This is a genomic window from Segatella copri, assembly GCF_003465495.1.
In the GTDB taxonomy this organism is placed as follows: Bacteria; Bacteroidota; Bacteroidia; order Bacteroidales; family Bacteroidaceae; genus Prevotella; species Prevotella copri_G.
In genome coordinates this window covers 43,719-57,269 of record NZ_QSAV01000021.1, presented here as the reverse complement: position 1 = coordinate 57,269, position 13,551 = coordinate 43,719, and the positions used below count along the sequence as shown (strand labels likewise).

The 13,551-nt window shown below is 41.3% G+C and carries 26 protein-coding genes; all 26 read right to left on the bottom strand.

Annotated features, from left to right (window positions below; translation table 11 throughout):
- Window positions 1-109: 109 nt before the first annotated feature.
- On the bottom strand, window positions 110-934 hold the full coding sequence (locus tag DWV53_RS07950; RefSeq protein WP_118152811.1) for a glycine zipper family protein: 825 nt from the start codon (window positions 932-934) through the stop codon (window positions 110-112).
- A 175-nt stretch (window positions 935-1,109) separates the two neighbouring features.
- On the bottom strand, window positions 1,110-1,604 hold the full coding sequence (rplQ, locus tag DWV53_RS07945; RefSeq protein ID WP_022122155.1) for a 50S ribosomal protein L17: 495 nt from the start codon (window positions 1,602-1,604) through the stop codon (window positions 1,110-1,112).
- A gap of 31 nt (window positions 1,605-1,635) precedes the next feature.
- On the bottom strand, window positions 1,636-2,631 hold the full coding sequence (locus tag DWV53_RS07940) for a DNA-directed RNA polymerase subunit alpha (protein WP_118152793.1): 996 nt from the start codon (window positions 2,629-2,631) through the stop codon (window positions 1,636-1,638).
- Between the two features lie 12 nt (window positions 2,632-2,643).
- Window positions 2,644-3,249 carry a 30S ribosomal protein S4 gene (rpsD, locus tag DWV53_RS07935; RefSeq protein WP_006848811.1) on the bottom strand — a complete coding sequence of 202 codons (606 nt, stop codon included), beginning with the start codon at window positions 3,247-3,249 and terminating at the stop codon, window positions 2,644-2,646.
- Window positions 3,250-3,306: 57 nt separating this feature from the next.
- Window positions 3,307-3,696 (bottom strand): 30S ribosomal protein S11, encoded by a 390-nt coding sequence (gene rpsK / locus DWV53_RS07930; protein WP_022122153.1) that lies wholly within the window; start codon window positions 3,694-3,696, stop codon window positions 3,307-3,309.
- A 21-nt stretch (window positions 3,697-3,717) separates the two neighbouring features.
- Entirely contained in the window at window positions 3,718-4,098 is a 381-nt protein-coding gene (gene rpsM, locus DWV53_RS07925; protein ID WP_006848813.1) for a 30S ribosomal protein S13, read from the bottom strand.
- Window positions 4,099-4,197: 99 nt separating this feature from the next.
- Entirely contained in the window at window positions 4,198-4,314 is a 117-nt protein-coding gene (gene rpmJ, locus DWV53_RS07920) for a 50S ribosomal protein L36 (RefSeq protein ID WP_006848814.1), read from the bottom strand.
- Window positions 4,315-4,331: 17 nt separating this feature from the next.
- Window positions 4,332-4,550 (bottom strand): translation initiation factor IF-1, encoded by a 219-nt coding sequence (gene infA, locus DWV53_RS07915; RefSeq protein ID WP_006848815.1) that lies wholly within the window; start codon window positions 4,548-4,550, stop codon window positions 4,332-4,334.
- A gap of 289 nt (window positions 4,551-4,839) precedes the next feature.
- Entirely contained in the window at window positions 4,840-6,177 is a 1,338-nt protein-coding gene (secY, locus tag DWV53_RS07910; RefSeq protein WP_118152791.1) for a preprotein translocase subunit SecY, read from the bottom strand.
- A 4-nt stretch (window positions 6,178-6,181) separates the two neighbouring features.
- On the bottom strand, window positions 6,182-6,628 hold the full coding sequence (rplO, locus tag DWV53_RS07905) for a 50S ribosomal protein L15 (protein WP_006848817.1): 447 nt from the start codon (window positions 6,626-6,628) through the stop codon (window positions 6,182-6,184).
- A gap of 26 nt (window positions 6,629-6,654) precedes the next feature.
- Complete coding sequence (gene rpmD, locus DWV53_RS07900) at window positions 6,655-6,831, bottom strand: 50S ribosomal protein L30 (protein WP_006848818.1); 177 nt, start codon at window positions 6,829-6,831, stop codon at window positions 6,655-6,657.
- Window positions 6,832-6,847: 16 nt separating this feature from the next.
- Window positions 6,848-7,360, bottom strand: coding sequence for a 30S ribosomal protein S5 (gene rpsE, locus DWV53_RS07895; protein WP_006848819.1), 513 nt, complete (start codon window positions 7,358-7,360; stop codon window positions 6,848-6,850).
- A gap of 6 nt (window positions 7,361-7,366) precedes the next feature.
- Window positions 7,367-7,711, bottom strand: coding sequence for a 50S ribosomal protein L18 (gene rplR / locus DWV53_RS07890; protein WP_022122151.1), 345 nt, complete (start codon window positions 7,709-7,711; stop codon window positions 7,367-7,369).
- 18 nt (window positions 7,712-7,729) lie between these two features.
- On the bottom strand, window positions 7,730-8,302 hold the full coding sequence (gene rplF / locus DWV53_RS07885; protein ID WP_118152789.1) for a 50S ribosomal protein L6: 573 nt from the start codon (window positions 8,300-8,302) through the stop codon (window positions 7,730-7,732).
- 14 nt (window positions 8,303-8,316) lie between these two features.
- The gene (rpsH, locus tag DWV53_RS07880) at window positions 8,317-8,712 is read right to left on the bottom strand and encodes a 30S ribosomal protein S8 (RefSeq protein WP_006848822.1); all 396 of its coding nucleotides are present in this window, start codon (window positions 8,710-8,712) and stop codon (window positions 8,317-8,319) included.
- 74 nt (window positions 8,713-8,786) lie between these two features.
- Window positions 8,787-9,089, bottom strand: a complete 303-nt coding sequence (gene rpsN, locus DWV53_RS07875; RefSeq protein ID WP_006848823.1) for a 30S ribosomal protein S14 — start codon at window positions 9,087-9,089, stop codon at window positions 8,787-8,789.
- 5 nt (window positions 9,090-9,094) lie between these two features.
- Window positions 9,095-9,649, bottom strand: coding sequence for a 50S ribosomal protein L5 (rplE, locus tag DWV53_RS07870; protein WP_022122149.1), 555 nt, complete (start codon window positions 9,647-9,649; stop codon window positions 9,095-9,097).
- Entirely contained in the window at window positions 9,649-9,966 is a 318-nt protein-coding gene (gene rplX, locus DWV53_RS07865; RefSeq protein WP_006848825.1) for a 50S ribosomal protein L24, read from the bottom strand. The genes rplE and rplX overlap by 1 nt, the downstream gene beginning before the upstream one ends.
- 20 nt (window positions 9,967-9,986) lie before the next feature.
- A complete protein-coding gene (gene rplN / locus DWV53_RS07860; RefSeq protein ID WP_006848826.1) occupies window positions 9,987-10,352 on the bottom strand; it encodes a 50S ribosomal protein L14 in 366 nt (121 codons plus the stop codon).
- Between the two features lie 2 nt (window positions 10,353-10,354).
- Entirely contained in the window at window positions 10,355-10,621 is a 267-nt protein-coding gene (gene rpsQ, locus DWV53_RS07855) for a 30S ribosomal protein S17 (protein ID WP_006848827.1), read from the bottom strand.
- 2 nt (window positions 10,622-10,623) lie between these two features.
- Window positions 10,624-10,818: a 50S ribosomal protein L29 gene (rpmC, locus tag DWV53_RS07850; RefSeq protein WP_006848828.1), complete on the bottom strand. Its 195-nt coding sequence runs from the start codon at window positions 10,816-10,818 to the stop codon at window positions 10,624-10,626.
- Between the two features lie 2 nt (window positions 10,819-10,820).
- Window positions 10,821-11,249, bottom strand: coding sequence for a 50S ribosomal protein L16 (gene rplP / locus DWV53_RS07845; RefSeq protein WP_006848829.1), 429 nt, complete (start codon window positions 11,247-11,249; stop codon window positions 10,821-10,823).
- Window positions 11,250-11,265: 16 nt separating this feature from the next.
- Window positions 11,266-11,997, bottom strand: a complete 732-nt coding sequence (gene rpsC, locus DWV53_RS07840; RefSeq protein ID WP_006848830.1) for a 30S ribosomal protein S3 — start codon at window positions 11,995-11,997, stop codon at window positions 11,266-11,268.
- Window positions 11,998-12,006: 9 nt separating this feature from the next.
- Window positions 12,007-12,411, bottom strand: coding sequence for a 50S ribosomal protein L22 (gene rplV / locus DWV53_RS07835; protein WP_006848831.1), 405 nt, complete (start codon window positions 12,409-12,411; stop codon window positions 12,007-12,009).
- Window positions 12,412-12,446: 35 nt separating this feature from the next.
- Window positions 12,447-12,713: a 30S ribosomal protein S19 gene (rpsS, locus tag DWV53_RS07830; RefSeq protein WP_006848832.1), complete on the bottom strand. Its 267-nt coding sequence runs from the start codon at window positions 12,711-12,713 to the stop codon at window positions 12,447-12,449.
- 10 nt (window positions 12,714-12,723) lie between these two features.
- Window positions 12,724-13,551 (bottom strand): 50S ribosomal protein L2, encoded by an 828-nt coding sequence (rplB, locus tag DWV53_RS07825; protein ID WP_006848833.1) that lies wholly within the window; start codon window positions 13,549-13,551, stop codon window positions 12,724-12,726.

Here is a 13,551-nt window from a genome sequence, read left to right as displayed (position 1 = left end):
ATAAAAGAGGGTGCGCCATAGACTTATGACACACCCTCTTTACTTTTTTATTTATAACGGAATCCTAAAATAAGATACTATCATACAAATTCATGATCTTACCGGAATCTTATCTGGATTTTGTCGGAATATCAAACTGATTAACCTTGGAAATCGTCTTACCGCCTTGTATAACTGAAACACAGAAACAAGCAGTACCATTCTTCAAACGGTTATCAGCCTTGACCATTGCTGTATAGCGAATCACATGGCCAGGAGCAATACTTTCTACATGAACACTTGGAGATATGAAAATATGCTTATTGCCGGTAGTCTCAATAACGGTAGGAACTACATCATACAACGTGTGAGCTCCGTTATTTCGAATTTCAAAAATAACCTTAGCTGTTTCATTCCGATTCAAATAATTGTCCTCATTTGAATCAACAAAACGAGCATTCATTATTTTCAAAGATGATGAATAAGCATAATTCTGACCAAGTTCTTCCAATGTGGAACTAGGAATAGTGGCAATAGGCTGCTGAGCACTGTAACTTCCGGTATAATCCCTATCATTGAAATCATAAATCCTATCATCACCAGAATTAGTAGAATCAAAGATTTCGTCATTGGAATAAACAGGTGAAGATTGCTGGTAAACTCCATCCTGATAAGAATGATAATCACGGTGTGATCTATCTCGATAAACAGATTCTCTTTGCTGCTGGGATTTCTGGTCAGCCTGACTACCAATGGCCGCTCCAACTGCAGCACCGCCAGCCATGCCGATAATAGTACCCATATCTGAACCTCTAGGACCACCAGACAAGCCACCGATAGCAGAACCAAGAATAGAACCAAATGTGGCACCAGCATAAGCACCACTTCCCGTATAAGTATCGCAGCTACTCAACAGCAAAGAAGAGCAAGCTACAAAAAGCATAATCTTTTTCATCTTCATTAAGCTTTAAATTTCTGCTGCAAAGATACAAAGAACTAAAAGAACAAAAGCAAAAAAATCCCTAATAATGATAAGGAAAAACCCTAAAAAAGCAAATAGTTTTGATTAGAGACAAAAAAAGCGCCCTTGTCAAGACAAGGACGCTAAATTTATCTGAGATGATTGAAAATTATTCAGCCTTTGGAGCCTCCTCAGTTGCAGGAGCCTCAGTCTCAGCTACAGGAGCCTCTTCAGCCTTTGTTGCCTTACGACTACGACGAGTCTTCTTAGCAGCAGCCTTCTGAGTCTTAGCCATATTCTCATCAAAGTCAACGAGCTCGATGAAAGCAATCTCAGCTGCATCACCCTGACGGGTACCCAACTTGATTACGCGAGTGTAACCACCTGGACGGTTAGCTACCTTCTCAGCTACCTCACCGAAGAGAGCCTTAACAGCATACTTATTCTGAAGATAACGGAAAACTACACGACGTGAAGTTGTTGTATCGTTCTTAGAACGAGTAATCAATGGCTCAACATACTTCTTAAGAGCCTTTGCCTTTGCGAGGGTCGTAGTGATTCTTTTGTGCTCGCTCAAGATAAGTGATGAAGCCATGTTAGCCAACATCGCGTTACGATGAGAAGCAGTACGACCTAAATGGTTGAATTTCTTATTATGTCTCATTTTTTGTTTTTGCTTTTTGGACTACGAACCTTTAAGATTCCTTGTCTAATTTATACTTTGAAATATCAGTTCCAAAAGACAGATTCAGACTCTCGAGCAAATCATCAAGCTCTGAGAGCGATTTCTTACCAAAGTTGCGGAACTTCAAGAGGTCAGTCTTGTTAAACTGAACCAAATCACCAAGAGTCTCAACATCAGCTGCCTTCAAGCAGTTGAGGGCACGAACACTAAGATTCATGTCTACGAGACGAGTTTTAAGCAACTGACGCATATGAAGAACCTCTTCATCAAACTCCTGATTACTCTCCTGATCCTGTGTCTCAAGAGTAATCTTCTCATCAGAGAAGAGCATGAAGTGATAAATAAGAATCTTCGCAGCCTCTTTCAGTGCATCCTTTGGACTAATGGAACCATCAGTTGTAACTTCAAGTACGAGCTTATCATAGTCGGTCTTTTGCTCAACACGATATGGTTCAACAGCGTACTTTACGTTACGAATAGGGGTGTAGATGGAATCGATTGGGAGAACGTTAACGTCAGTGCAGAATTGACGATTCTCATCAGCAGGAACATAACCGCGTCCCTTATTAATAGTCAAATCGATCTGCATCGAAGCTTTGGCATCTAAATGACAAATCACCAAATCAGGGTTTAACACTTCAAATCCAGTCAGATACTTACCGATATCACCTGCTTTGAATTCTGTAGAATTCTCAACGGTGATACTAACTTTCTCATTCTCGAATTCTTCTACTACTTGCTTGAATCGAACTTGTTTGAGATTCAAGATAATGTTAGTAACATCTTCCTTTACACCAGGAACTGAAGAGAACTCATGCTCAACACCCGCAATGCGGATAGTGTTAACAGCATAACCCTCCAATGATGAAAGGAGAATGCGGCGCAAGGCGTTACCAATGGTAACACCGAAGCCAGGCTCCAAAGGACGGAATTCAAACTTTCCGAACTGGTTATCAGCCTCTAACATTACTACTTTATCAGGTTTTTGAAATGCTAATATCGCCATTAATGTAATGATTTATTTAGAGTACAACTCAACGATTAACTGCTCCTTAATATTCTCTGGGATGTCGGCACGCTCTGGCTTGTGTAAGAACTTACCGCTCTTTGAATTATCGTCCCACTCAATCCATGGGTACTTGCTATGATTGAAACCTGCAAGAGCTGCTTCGATAACCTCGAGAGACTTAGATTTCTCACGAACACCAACAACCATACCAGGCTTAACTGCGAATGAAGGGATATTAACTACCTTACCATCAACAACGATGTGCTTGTGACCAACCAACTGACGCGCAGCAGCACGTGTTGGAGCGATACCAAGACGGAATACAACGTTATCAAGACGGCACTCGAGATTCTGAAGAAGAACCTCACCAGTAATACCATCAGCCTTAGCAGCCTTATCAAACATATTACGGAACTGACGCTCTAATACACCATAAGTGTACTTAGCTTTCTGCTTCTCTGCCAACATGACACCGTACTCAGACATCTTACGACGACGGTTGTTGCCATGCTGTCCAGGAGGGAAGTTTCTCTTGGACAAAACTTTGTCAGCGCCGAAGATTGGCTCACCAAAACGACGCGCAATTTTAGATTTCGGACCTATATATCTAGCCATAATATTATATAAATGCTATATTGTTTGTATCTTAATTAATAATGCTAACCTCAAGCGTTATACACGACGACGCTTTGGAGGACGGCAACCATTGTGTGGTAATGGAGTTACGTCAACGATTTCAGTAACCTCGATACCTGCACCGTGAATAGCACGGATAGCAGACTCACGACCATTACCTGGACCCTTAACATAAGCCTTAACCTTACGAAGACCAAGATCAAAAGCGACCTTTGCACAATCCTCTGCTGCCATCTGAGCAGCATAAGGAGTATTCTTCTTAGAACCACGGAAACCCATCTTACCAGCAGAAGACCAAGAAATGATCTGACCCTCATTATTAGCAAGAGATACAATAATGTTATTGAATGAGCTATGAACGTGAAGCTGACCGATAGCGTCAACGCGTACATTTCTCTTCTTAGATGTTGCTTTTTGCTTTGCCATAATTAATTTCCTCCTTCAGAATTACTTAGTAGCCTTCTTCTTATTAGCAACAGTCTTCTTCTTACCCTTACGTGTACGAGCATTATTCTTTGTGCTCTGACCGCGAACTGGAAGACCATTACGATGTCTAACTCCACGATAGCAACCAATATCCATCAGTCGCTTAATGTTCATCTGGATCTCTGAACGGAGATCACCTTCAACTTTGAACTCAGCGCCGATAATTTCACGGATCTTAGCTGCCTGGTCATCAGACCACTCGCTAACCTTCAGGTCACGGTTTACACCGGCCTTATCCAATATCTTTGCTGAACTACTTCGACCAATACCATAGATATAGGTCAATGCGATTTCGCCACGCTTATTCTGGGGCAAATCTACTCCAACAATTCTTATTGCCATTGTTTAAATAAATAATTAAAAAATTAATACCTTTCGTTTAAAGCGGTGCAAAAGTACAACTATTTTTTGAAATAACGGCACTTTTACAATACTTTAACATTAACCCTGACGTAATTTCATCTTAGGGTTCTTCTTGTTGATAACGAACAGACGACCTTTACGACGAACGATCTTACAGTCAGCTGAACGCTTCTTTAATGATGCTCTTGTCTTCATAACCTTATATATGATTATTATTTGTATCTAAAAACAATTCTACCTTTGGTAAGGTCATATGGACTCATCTCCACCTTTACCTTATCACCAGGTAAAATCTTGATGTAATGCATTCTCATCTTACCAGAGATATGAGCTGTGATGTCAACTCCATTCTCTAATTCTACTCGGAACATCGCATTTGACAATGCTTCTACAATTGTTCCATCTTGCTCAATAGCGGCTTGTTTTGCCATAATATAAATATTTGTCCTTCTTAAATGTTAAACTTCTACGAATGAAGATAAAATTGTGCTTTATCTTTTCGAGCAACTTTGTGCCATCACTATCAGATAAAAATCATAATTAGATGACATATTAGCGGGAAAGGCTCTCCAAGTGGATGAGGAATTACCTATCCAAATGGAGAGTCGTCTCACATAATATAGTAAATTCAAGTCAGCTTTACTTTAAGATGAAGTAAAACTGCACTCTGAATAATTTCATCTTCTGTCTTCAGAAATTTCTCATTTCAAAAGAAAAAGATTAATATGCAGCAACACCACCCTGACGCGTATGGCCTGAATTCAAAAGACCATCATAGTGGCGCATAAGCAAATGACTCTCGACTTGTTGTAATGTGTCAATGACAACACCAACCAAAATCAATAGAGATGTACCTCCAAAGAATTGAGAGAAAGCTTGCTGTACATCGAGAAGTCCTGCTAATGCAGGCATGATTGCAATAAACGCAATAAATAACGAACCTGGTAAAGTAATACGAGACATTACGGTATCAATGTACTCAGCTGTATCCTTTCCTGGTTTTACGCCAGGAATGAAACCATTGTTACGTTTCATATCCTCAGCCATCTGAGTAGGATTCAATGTAATAGCTGTATAGAAATAAGTAAATGCAATAACCAAGATTACATAAACAACATTATATAGTAAGCTACGATTATCCATCAACTGCTGAACAACACTGCTAGCATTTTCAGACTGATAGCGAACTATCGCCAATGGAATAAACATTAAAGCCTGTGCAAAGATGATAGGCATTACGTTAGCTGCAAAAAGCTTCAAAGGAATGTACTGACGTGCACCACCATATTGCTTATTTCCAACCAAGCGTTTAGCATACTGAACAGGAATCTTACGTGTACCCTGTACCAAAAGTATTGAAGCACAAACTACAGCATAAAGGATAAGAATCTCTACAATAAACATAATAAGACCACCACCAGAAATTGCCTGCAAACGAGAAGTTACCTCCTGAACGAAAGCCTGTGGCAAACGGGCGATAATACCAATCATAATAATAAGAGATATACCATTACCTACTCCCTTGTCAGTGATACGCTCACCTAGCCAAAGGATAAACATACTTCCTGCAGCCAAGATAATTGTTGCCGGTATCATGAATACCGTCCAACTAATACCTGTGGCTAGAGCATTGGCAGCCTGCATTTTCAAATTCAAAAGGTAACTAGGAGCCTGAAAGACCAAAATGGCCACAGTCAGGACTCTAGTATACCATTGTATTTTTTTGCGGCCGCTCTCGCCCTCGCGCTGCATCTTCTGGAAATAAGGTACAGCAATAGCAAGAAGCTGCATAACGATTGAAGCTGAGATATAAGGCATAATTCCGAGTGCAAAGATAGATGCATTGGAAAATGCACCACCAGAGAACATGTCCAATAGCGACATAAGACCGCCAGAGGTCTGCGACTGAAGTTTTTCCAACATGCCCGGATTGATACCTGGAAGTACCACAAACGAGCCAAAACGGTAAATAGCCGTAAACAGAAGAGTAATGAGGAGTCTCTGACGGAGATCCTCTATCTTCCAACAGTTCTTTAGTGTCTCAATAAACTTTTTCATTTACTTAGATTATAGTTGCGTTACCACCTACTGCCTTGATTGCTTCTTCGGCAGTCTTTGAGAAAGCATTAGCTTCAACTTCCAATTTTGCTTTAAGTTCACCGTTACCGAGAACCTTTACAAGTTCCTTGCCGTTTGTGAGGCCAGCAGCTTTAAGTTCCTCAATACCGATTTTAGTAAGGTTCTTTGCTTCAGCAAGAGCCTGAAGAGTTGAAAGGTTTACTGCGAAGTACTCCTTATGGTTGATATTCTTAAAACCAGCCTTTGGAACACGACGCTGCAATGGCATCTGACCACCTTCGAAACCAATCTTTCTCTTATAACCAGAACGAGCCTTGGCACCCTTATGACCACGTGTAGAAGTACCACCGAGACCAGAACCTGGACCACGACCAATACGACGACGTGAATGGGTAGAACCTGCAGCAGGTTTCAAATTATTTAATTTCATAATCGTTCCTAATTTAAAAAGATTAATTAATCAACTACACTTACGAGGTGATGAACCTTACGGATCATACCACGGTTGCTAGGAGTATCCTCTACCTCAACAACCTGAGAAATCTTGTGGAGACCAAGACAAGCGAGAGTACGCTTCTGATCTACTGGAGCACCGATTTTACTCTTAATCTGCTTGATTTTAATTGTTGCCATATTCGATTTTTCCTAATTAACCGTTAAATACTTTATCCATACTGATACCACGCTCACCTGCTACAGTATAAGCATCACGCATCTCTGCAAGAGCAGCGATAGTAGCCTTCACAAGGTTATGGGCATTTGAAGAACCCTTAGACTTAGCGATGACATCCTTGATACCTACGCTCTCAAGTACTGCACGCATAGCACCACCGGCCTTCAAACCAGTACCGGCTGCAGCTGGCTTAATAAGAACCTTAGCACCACCAAATGAAGTTTCAACCTCATGAGGAACAGTACCCTTGAGTACAGGAACCTTTACCAAGTTCTTCTTAGCAGCTTCAGTACCCTTTGCGATAGCAGCAGTAACCTCACCTGCCTTACCAAGACCGTAGCCGATTACGCCATTACCGTCACCTACAACGACGATAGCAGCGAATGTGAAAGTACGACCACCCTTTGTAACCTTAGTTACACGGTTGATAGCAACCAAGCGATCCTTAAGTACTTCTTCGTTATTTACTTTTACTTTATCCATTGCCATAATCGTTTAAAATTTAAGACCACCATTACGAGCACCTTCAGCCAACTGCTTTACACGACCATGGTAAAGGTAACCATTACGGTCGAAAACTACTGCCTCAACGCCAGCAGCCTTAGCCTTCTCAGCAATGAGCTCGCCAACCTTAGTTGCCTGCTCCTGCTTAGGCATCTTCTCCAAACCGAGTGAAGAAGCTGATGCAAGTGTAGTGCCTGTCAAATCGTTAATAACCTGAGCGTAAATCTGCTTGTTAGAGCGGAATACACTAAGACGTGGACGCTCAGCTGTACCGTTCACACTCTTACGAATGCGGAACTTTATCTTAATTCGTCTTTCTACTTTCTTTGTTGTCATAATCGTAAATAATTAAAATTACTTAGCTGAAGCACTCTTACCAGACTTTCTGCGAATAACTTCACCCTTAAAGAGAATACCCTTACCTTTATAAGGCTCAGGCTTGCGGAAAGAACGAATTTTTGCACAAACGAGTCCCAACAACTGCTTGTCGCAAGACTCCAATGTCAAGATTGGGTTCTGGTTTCTTTCAGACTTAGTCTCAACCTTAATCTCCTTAGGCAACTGGATGAAAATAGGGTGAGTGTAACCCAAAGCAAACTCAATGATATTACCCTGGTTAGAAACACGATAACCAACACCTACCAATTCCAAAACCTTTGTATAACCAGCGCTTACACCAACAACCATGTTGTTAACGAGAGAGCGATACAAACCGTGGAAAGCCTGCTTCTGCTTAATATTTACAGGACTATTTTCATCGATTTCAAAGCTAATCTGACCATCTGCATTATTAAACTTGATAGATGGATCAATCCACTGAGAAAGTTCACCCTTAGGGCCCTTTACTGTACAAACATGAGAAGCCTCATCATAATTTACAGTAACACCTGCAGGGATACTAATTGGCAATTTTCCTATTCTAGACATATAAAAGCCTCCAATTAATAAATATAGCAAAGAACCTCACCACCGATCTTAAGATCAGAAGCTTCTTTGTCTGTCATTACACCTTTGGATGTAGATAAGATTGCAATACCTAATCCGTTAATAACTCTTGGCATGTCCTTGTAACCGGTATACTTACGCAAACCTGGAGTTGACACGCGCTTCAAACACTTGATAGCGTTTTGCTTTGTAGTTGGGTTGTACTTCAAGGCAACCTTAATTGAGCCCTGAGGACCATCCTCTACAAACTTGTAATTGAGGATGTAACCTTTCTCGAAGAGGATCTTAGTGATCTCTTTCTTCAAGTTAGACGCAGGAACTTCTACAACACGGTGATGAGCCATGATTGCATTTCTGAGTCTTGTCAGATAATCTGCTATTGGATCTGTCATAAAATATAAATGTTTAATTAATCGGGACTACCCCGACAATATTAAATAAAAAAATATTCTTACCTTTGAAAGGATTACCAGCTAGCCTTCTTTACACCTGGAATCAAACCAGCAGAAGCCATCTCACGGAACTGGATACGAGAAATACCGAACTGACGGATATAACCCTTTGGACGACCAGTAATCTTGCAACGATTGTGAAGACGGATTGGGTTTGCATTCTTAGGGATAGCCTGAAGCTTACGAGCTGCCTCGTATGCTTCGGCTGGATCATTAGAAGTTGCAATAATCTTTTTCAGTGCTTCGCGCTTTTCAGCGTAACGAGCTACAAGCTTTGCACGCTTAACCTCGCGAGCTTTCATTGATTCTTTTGCCATATCTCTTAATCTTTATTTGCGTTCTTGAATGGAAGGCCAAAGGCCTTCAAAAGAGCAAAACCTTCTTCATCAGTCTTAGCTGTTGTTACGAAGGTAATATTCATACCCTGAATACGATCAATCTCATCGATATTAATCTCAGGGAAGATAATCTGCTCTGTGATACCTAATGTATAGTTACCACGACCATCAAACTTGCTCTCAATACCCTTGAAGTCGCGAATACGAGGAAGAGAAACACGAACGAGCTTCTCCAAGAACTCGTACATACGCTCACGACGCAATGTTACCATAACACCGATAGGCATCTTCTTACGAAGCTTGAAGTTTGCAATATCCTTTTTAGAATATGTAGCAACAGCCTTCTGACCGGTGATAGCAGTAATCTCATTGATTGCTACATCAACAATTTTCTTGTCCTGAGTAGCATCACCAAGACCCTGATTGATGACAATCTTCTTCAATACTGGAATCTCCATAGCTGAAGAGTAGTTGAACTGCTTCTGAAGAGCAGGAGCGATTGTCTCCTTATATACTTTCTTTAACTGTGCTGTATCCATTACTTGATTTCCTCCCCTGACTTTTTAGCGATGCGAACAACGTTTTTACCCTCATGCTTGATAGCAACACGAGTAGCCTTGCCACTCTTAGGATCAATCAAACTCAAATTTGAGATATGAATAGGAGCCTCCTGCTTAACAATACCTCCCTGAGGATTCTTAGCAGATGGCTTAGTGCTCTTAGAAACCATGTGCACACCTTCTACGATAGCACGGTTCTCCTCAACGAGGACCTTAAGCACCTTACCAGTCTTGCCCTTATCTGCACCGGCAATAACGATAACGGTATCGTCTTTCTTAATATGTAACTTACTCATTACTTCTTACTTTTTAAATATTAAAGAACCTCAGGTGCTAAAGAAACGACTTTCATATTTACTGCACGAAGCTCACGAGCAACAGGACCGAAGATACGGCTACCACGAAGCTCACCTGCATTGTTAAGCAATACACAAGCGTTGTCATCGAAACGGATGTAAGAACCATCTGCACGACGAATTTCCTTCTTTGTGCGAACAATCAAAGCCTTTGATACTGCACCCTTCTTCAAATCACTTGATGGGATAACGTTCTTGACTGCAACAACAATAACGTCACCAACGCTAGCGTAACGACGGCCTGTACCACCGAGAACTCGAATGCAAAGAGCCTCACGAGCACCGCTGTTATCACATACTGTAAGTCTTGATTCAGTCTGTATCATAATTACTTAGCTTTTTCAACAATTTGTACTAATCTCCATCTCTTTGTCTTAGACAGAGGACGAGTCTCCATGATCATAACTGTATCACCTACGTTAGCCTCATTATTCTCGTCATGTGCATGGTACTTCTTTGTCTTCTGGACAAATTTACCATAAATAGGGTGCATCTCCTTGAACTTAGCTGCAATAACAATGGTTTTATCCATCTTGTTGCTAATAACAACACCCTGTCTTACTTTTCTTAAATTTCTTGTTTCCATCTGGACCATTATTATTTGTTAAGTTCTCTCTGACGAAGTTCAGTTTTCATACGTGCAATATCACGACGAGCAACCTTAATCTCTGATGGATTCTCAAGTGGAGTTACATTATGATTGATCTTCTTCTTGTTCAAAGCATCAACAGCTGCCTCCAACTTCTCAACCAATTCTTTGGTCTCGATATTTTTAATTTCTGCAATCTTCATAATTAAGCGTTTTTATCGTAATCACGTCTAACAATAAACTTAGTCTTAACAGGAAGTTTCTGAGCGCAAAGGCGAAGACCTTCTTTTGCAATATCGAAACTAACTCCTTCAACTTCGAAGAGAATTCTACCTGGTGTAACAGGTGCAACCCATCCTGCTGGATCACCCTTACCTTTACCCATACGGACATCAGCAGGCTTGCGAGTGATTGGCTTATCAGGGAAAATTCTAATCCAGACCTGACCTTGACGGTTCATATAGCGGTTCAATGCTACACGAGCTGCCTCAATCTGACGACTATCGATCCACTTTGATTCAAGAGTTTTGATACCAAAAGAACCGAAAGCCAATTGTGTACCTCTGTGAGCGTTGCCTTTGTTGCCACGACCATCTTGAGGTCTTCTATATTTAACTCTTTTTGGCTGTAACATGATAGCTTTCTAAAATTTAACGGTTATTGTTTCTTTTACGATTACCACCACGGTTGTTAGAGCGACCGTTACCACGGTTGTTGCTCTTATTGTCCTGTGAGAAGTTTGGAGTAAGATCAGCCTTACCATAAACCTCACCACGGCAAATCCAAACCTTAATACCAAGCAAACCTACCTTTGTAAGTGCCTCGCACTGGCAGTAGTCGATGTCTGCGCGGAATGTATGAAGAGGAGTACGACCCTCTTTGTACATTTCTTTACGTGCCATTTCAGCACCATTCAGACGACCTGTAATCTGTACCTTGATACCCTCAGCGCCAGCACGCATAGTGTTAGCAACTGCCATCTTGATAGCGCGACGATAAGCAATCATGTGCTCAATCTGAGTCGCAATATTCTTACCAACGATTGTAGCATCAAGTTCAGGCTTTTTAACCTCGAAGATGTTGATCTGAATATCTTTCTTATAAAGCTTCTTCAACTCTTCCTTCAACTTATCTACATCCTGACCACCTTTACCAATGACAATACCTGGACGGGCTGTACAAATAGTAATGGTAACAAGTTTCAATGTACGTTCGATAATAATACGAGAAATGCTTGCTTTAGCAAGACGCTCGTTAAGATACTTACGGATTTTCTGATCCTCAACGAGGTTATCACCGAAGTTCTTACCACCGAACCAATTTGAATCCCAACCACGGATAACACCAAGTCGGTTACTAATCGGATTAACTTTCTGTCCCATTCTACTTAATTATTTTTCGTCATTAGTTTTTGCATCAACAAAAAGAGTTACATGGTTAGAACGCTTACGAATTCTATAACCACGACCCTGTGGTGCAGGTCTCATACGTTTCATTGTAACGCCTTCGTCAACGAAGACCTTACTGATATAAAGCTCACCGTCTTCAGCCTTGCGATTATTCTTAGCTTCCCAGTTAGCGATAGCTGAACGAAGTAATTTCTCTACATCAGCTGATGCCTGCTTCTTAGAGAAGCGAAGTACTCCGAGTGCACGGTTAACCTCCATACCACGAATCATGTCTACTACATAGCGCATCTTACGTGGAGAAGAAGGAACGCCTACCAACTTTGCGAAGTACAAGTTTTTACGGGCTTCTTTCAATTTCTCAGCCGCAATATGTTTTCTTGCTCCCATTATTTACTTAAATTTTAAATGGTTTAACCCTTAGCTTACTTTCTGTTACCAGAGTGACCGCCAAAGCGACGTGTTGGAGCAAACTCTCCAAGCTTGTGGCCAACCATATTCTCTGTAACATAAACAGGGATAAATTTGTTACCGTTATGAACTGCAACAGTATGTCCTACGAAATCAGGAGATATCATTGAAGCTCTAGCCCATGTCTTAACAACATTCTTCTTGCCACTCTCGTTCATAGCGAGAATCTTCTTCTCGAGAGAAACGTTGATGTATGGACCTTTTTTAAGTGAACGACTCATAATTTACTCTTTATTTTTTGTTAGCTCTTTCGATAATATACTTGTTAGAAAGCTTCTTAGGTGCGCGAGTCTTAAGACCCTTAGCGTACAAGCCCTTACGTGAACGTGGGTGACCACCACTCTGGCGACCTTCACCACCACCCATTGGGTGATCAACAGGGTTCATAACAACACCACGGTTGTGTGGACGACGGCCTAACCAGCGAGAACGTCCAGCCTTACCAGACTGTTCAAGAGCGTGGTCAGAGTTACCAACACTACCAACTGTAGCTTTACAAGCACTCAAAATCTGGCGTGTTTCACCAGAAGGGAGCTTAATTACACAATAACTGCCCTCACGAGAAGTCAACTGAGCAAAATTACCAGCCGAACGAACCAACAAAGCACCCTGACCAGGACGCAACTCGATGTTGTGGATCACTGTACCTACAGGGATGTTTGCCAAAGGAAGACAGTTACCTATCTCAGGAGCAGCATCTGCACCTGACATCAAAGTAGCGCCTACCTGAAGTCCGTTAGGAGCAATAATGTAACGTTTTTCACCATCAGCATAGTAAAGCAATGCGATACGAGCCGAACGGTTTGGATCGTACTCGATTGTCTTAACAACTGCTGGAACACCATCTTTCTCACGTTTGAAGTCGATTAAACGATACTTCTGCTTGTGACCACCGCCAATGTAGCGAACGGTCATCTTACCGGTGTTGTTTCGACCGCCGGTAGAACGTTTACCGTAAACGAGAGACTTCTCTGGCACGGATGCAGTAATATCCTCGAACGTGCCAATAACTTTGTGTCTTTGACCCGGAGTAACCGGTTTTAATTTACGTACTGCCAT

Excerpts from the sequence above, each read along its gene's own strand:
- DWV53_RS07950 (WP_118152811.1), bottom strand. The coding sequence starts at position 934 with ATGAAAAAGATTATGCTTTTTGTAGCTTGCTCTTCTTTGCTGTTGAGT.
- rplQ (WP_022122155.1), bottom strand. The coding sequence starts at position 1,604 with ATGAGACATAATAAGAAATTCAACCATTTAGGTCGTACTGCTTCTCAT.
- DWV53_RS07940 (WP_118152793.1), bottom strand. The coding sequence starts at position 2,631 with ATGGCGATATTAGCATTTCAAAAACCTGATAAAGTAGTAATGTTAGAG.
- rpsD (WP_006848811.1), bottom strand. The coding sequence starts at position 3,249 with ATGGCTAGATATATAGGTCCGAAATCTAAAATTGCGCGTCGTTTTGGT.
- rpsK (WP_022122153.1), bottom strand. The coding sequence starts at position 3,696 with ATGGCAAAGCAAAAAGCAACATCTAAGAAGAGAAATGTACGCGTTGAC.
- rpsM (WP_006848813.1), bottom strand. The coding sequence starts at position 4,098 with ATGGCAATAAGAATTGTTGGAGTAGATTTGCCCCAGAATAAGCGTGGC.
- rpmJ (WP_006848814.1), bottom strand. The coding sequence starts at position 4,314 with ATGAAGACAAGAGCATCATTAAAGAAGCGTTCAGCTGACTGTAAGATC.
- infA (WP_006848815.1), bottom strand. The coding sequence starts at position 4,550 with ATGGCAAAACAAGCCGCTATTGAGCAAGATGGAACAATTGTAGAAGCA.
- secY (WP_118152791.1), bottom strand. The coding sequence starts at position 6,177 with ATGAAAAAGTTTATTGAGACACTAAAGAACTGTTGGAAGATAGAGGAT.
- rplO (WP_006848817.1), bottom strand. The coding sequence starts at position 6,628 with ATGAAATTAAATAATTTGAAACCTGCTGCAGGTTCTACCCATTCACGT.
- rpmD (WP_006848818.1), bottom strand. The coding sequence starts at position 6,831 with ATGGCAACAATTAAAATCAAGCAGATTAAGAGTAAAATCGGTGCTCCA.
- rpsE (WP_006848819.1), bottom strand. The coding sequence starts at position 7,360 with ATGGCAATGGATAAAGTAAAAGTAAATAACGAAGAAGTACTTAAGGAT.
- rplR (WP_022122151.1), bottom strand. The coding sequence starts at position 7,711 with ATGACAACAAAGAAAGTAGAAAGACGAATTAAGATAAAGTTCCGCATT.
- rplF (WP_118152789.1), bottom strand. The coding sequence starts at position 8,302 with ATGTCTAGAATAGGAAAATTGCCAATTAGTATCCCTGCAGGTGTTACT.
- rpsH (WP_006848822.1), bottom strand. The coding sequence starts at position 8,712 with ATGACAGATCCAATAGCAGATTATCTGACAAGACTCAGAAATGCAATC.
- rpsN (WP_006848823.1), bottom strand. The coding sequence starts at position 9,089 with ATGGCAAAAGAATCAATGAAAGCTCGCGAGGTTAAGCGTGCAAAGCTT.
- rplE (WP_022122149.1), bottom strand. The coding sequence starts at position 9,649 with ATGGATACAGCACAGTTAAAGAAAGTATATAAGGAGACAATCGCTCCT.
- rplX (WP_006848825.1), bottom strand. The coding sequence starts at position 9,966 with ATGAGTAAGTTACATATTAAGAAAGACGATACCGTTATCGTTATTGCC.
- rplN (WP_006848826.1), bottom strand. The coding sequence starts at position 10,352 with ATGATACAGACTGAATCAAGACTTACAGTATGTGATAACAGCGGTGCT.
- rpsQ (WP_006848827.1), bottom strand. The coding sequence starts at position 10,621 with ATGGTCCAGATGGAAACAAGAAATTTAAGAAAAGTAAGACAGGGTGTT.
- rpmC (WP_006848828.1), bottom strand. The coding sequence starts at position 10,818 with ATGAAGATTGCAGAAATTAAAAATATCGAGACCAAAGAATTGGTTGAG.
- rplP (WP_006848829.1), bottom strand. The coding sequence starts at position 11,249 with ATGTTACAGCCAAAAAGAGTTAAATATAGAAGACCTCAAGATGGTCGT.
- rpsC (WP_006848830.1), bottom strand. The coding sequence starts at position 11,997 with ATGGGACAGAAAGTTAATCCGATTAGTAACCGACTTGGTGTTATCCGT.
- rplV (WP_006848831.1), bottom strand. The coding sequence starts at position 12,411 with ATGGGAGCAAGAAAACATATTGCGGCTGAGAAATTGAAAGAAGCCCGT.
- rpsS (WP_006848832.1), bottom strand. The coding sequence starts at position 12,713 with ATGAGTCGTTCACTTAAAAAAGGTCCATACATCAACGTTTCTCTCGAG.
- rplB (WP_006848833.1), bottom strand. The coding sequence starts at position 13,551 with ATGGCAGTACGTAAATTAAAACCGGTTACTCCGGGTCAAAGACACAAA.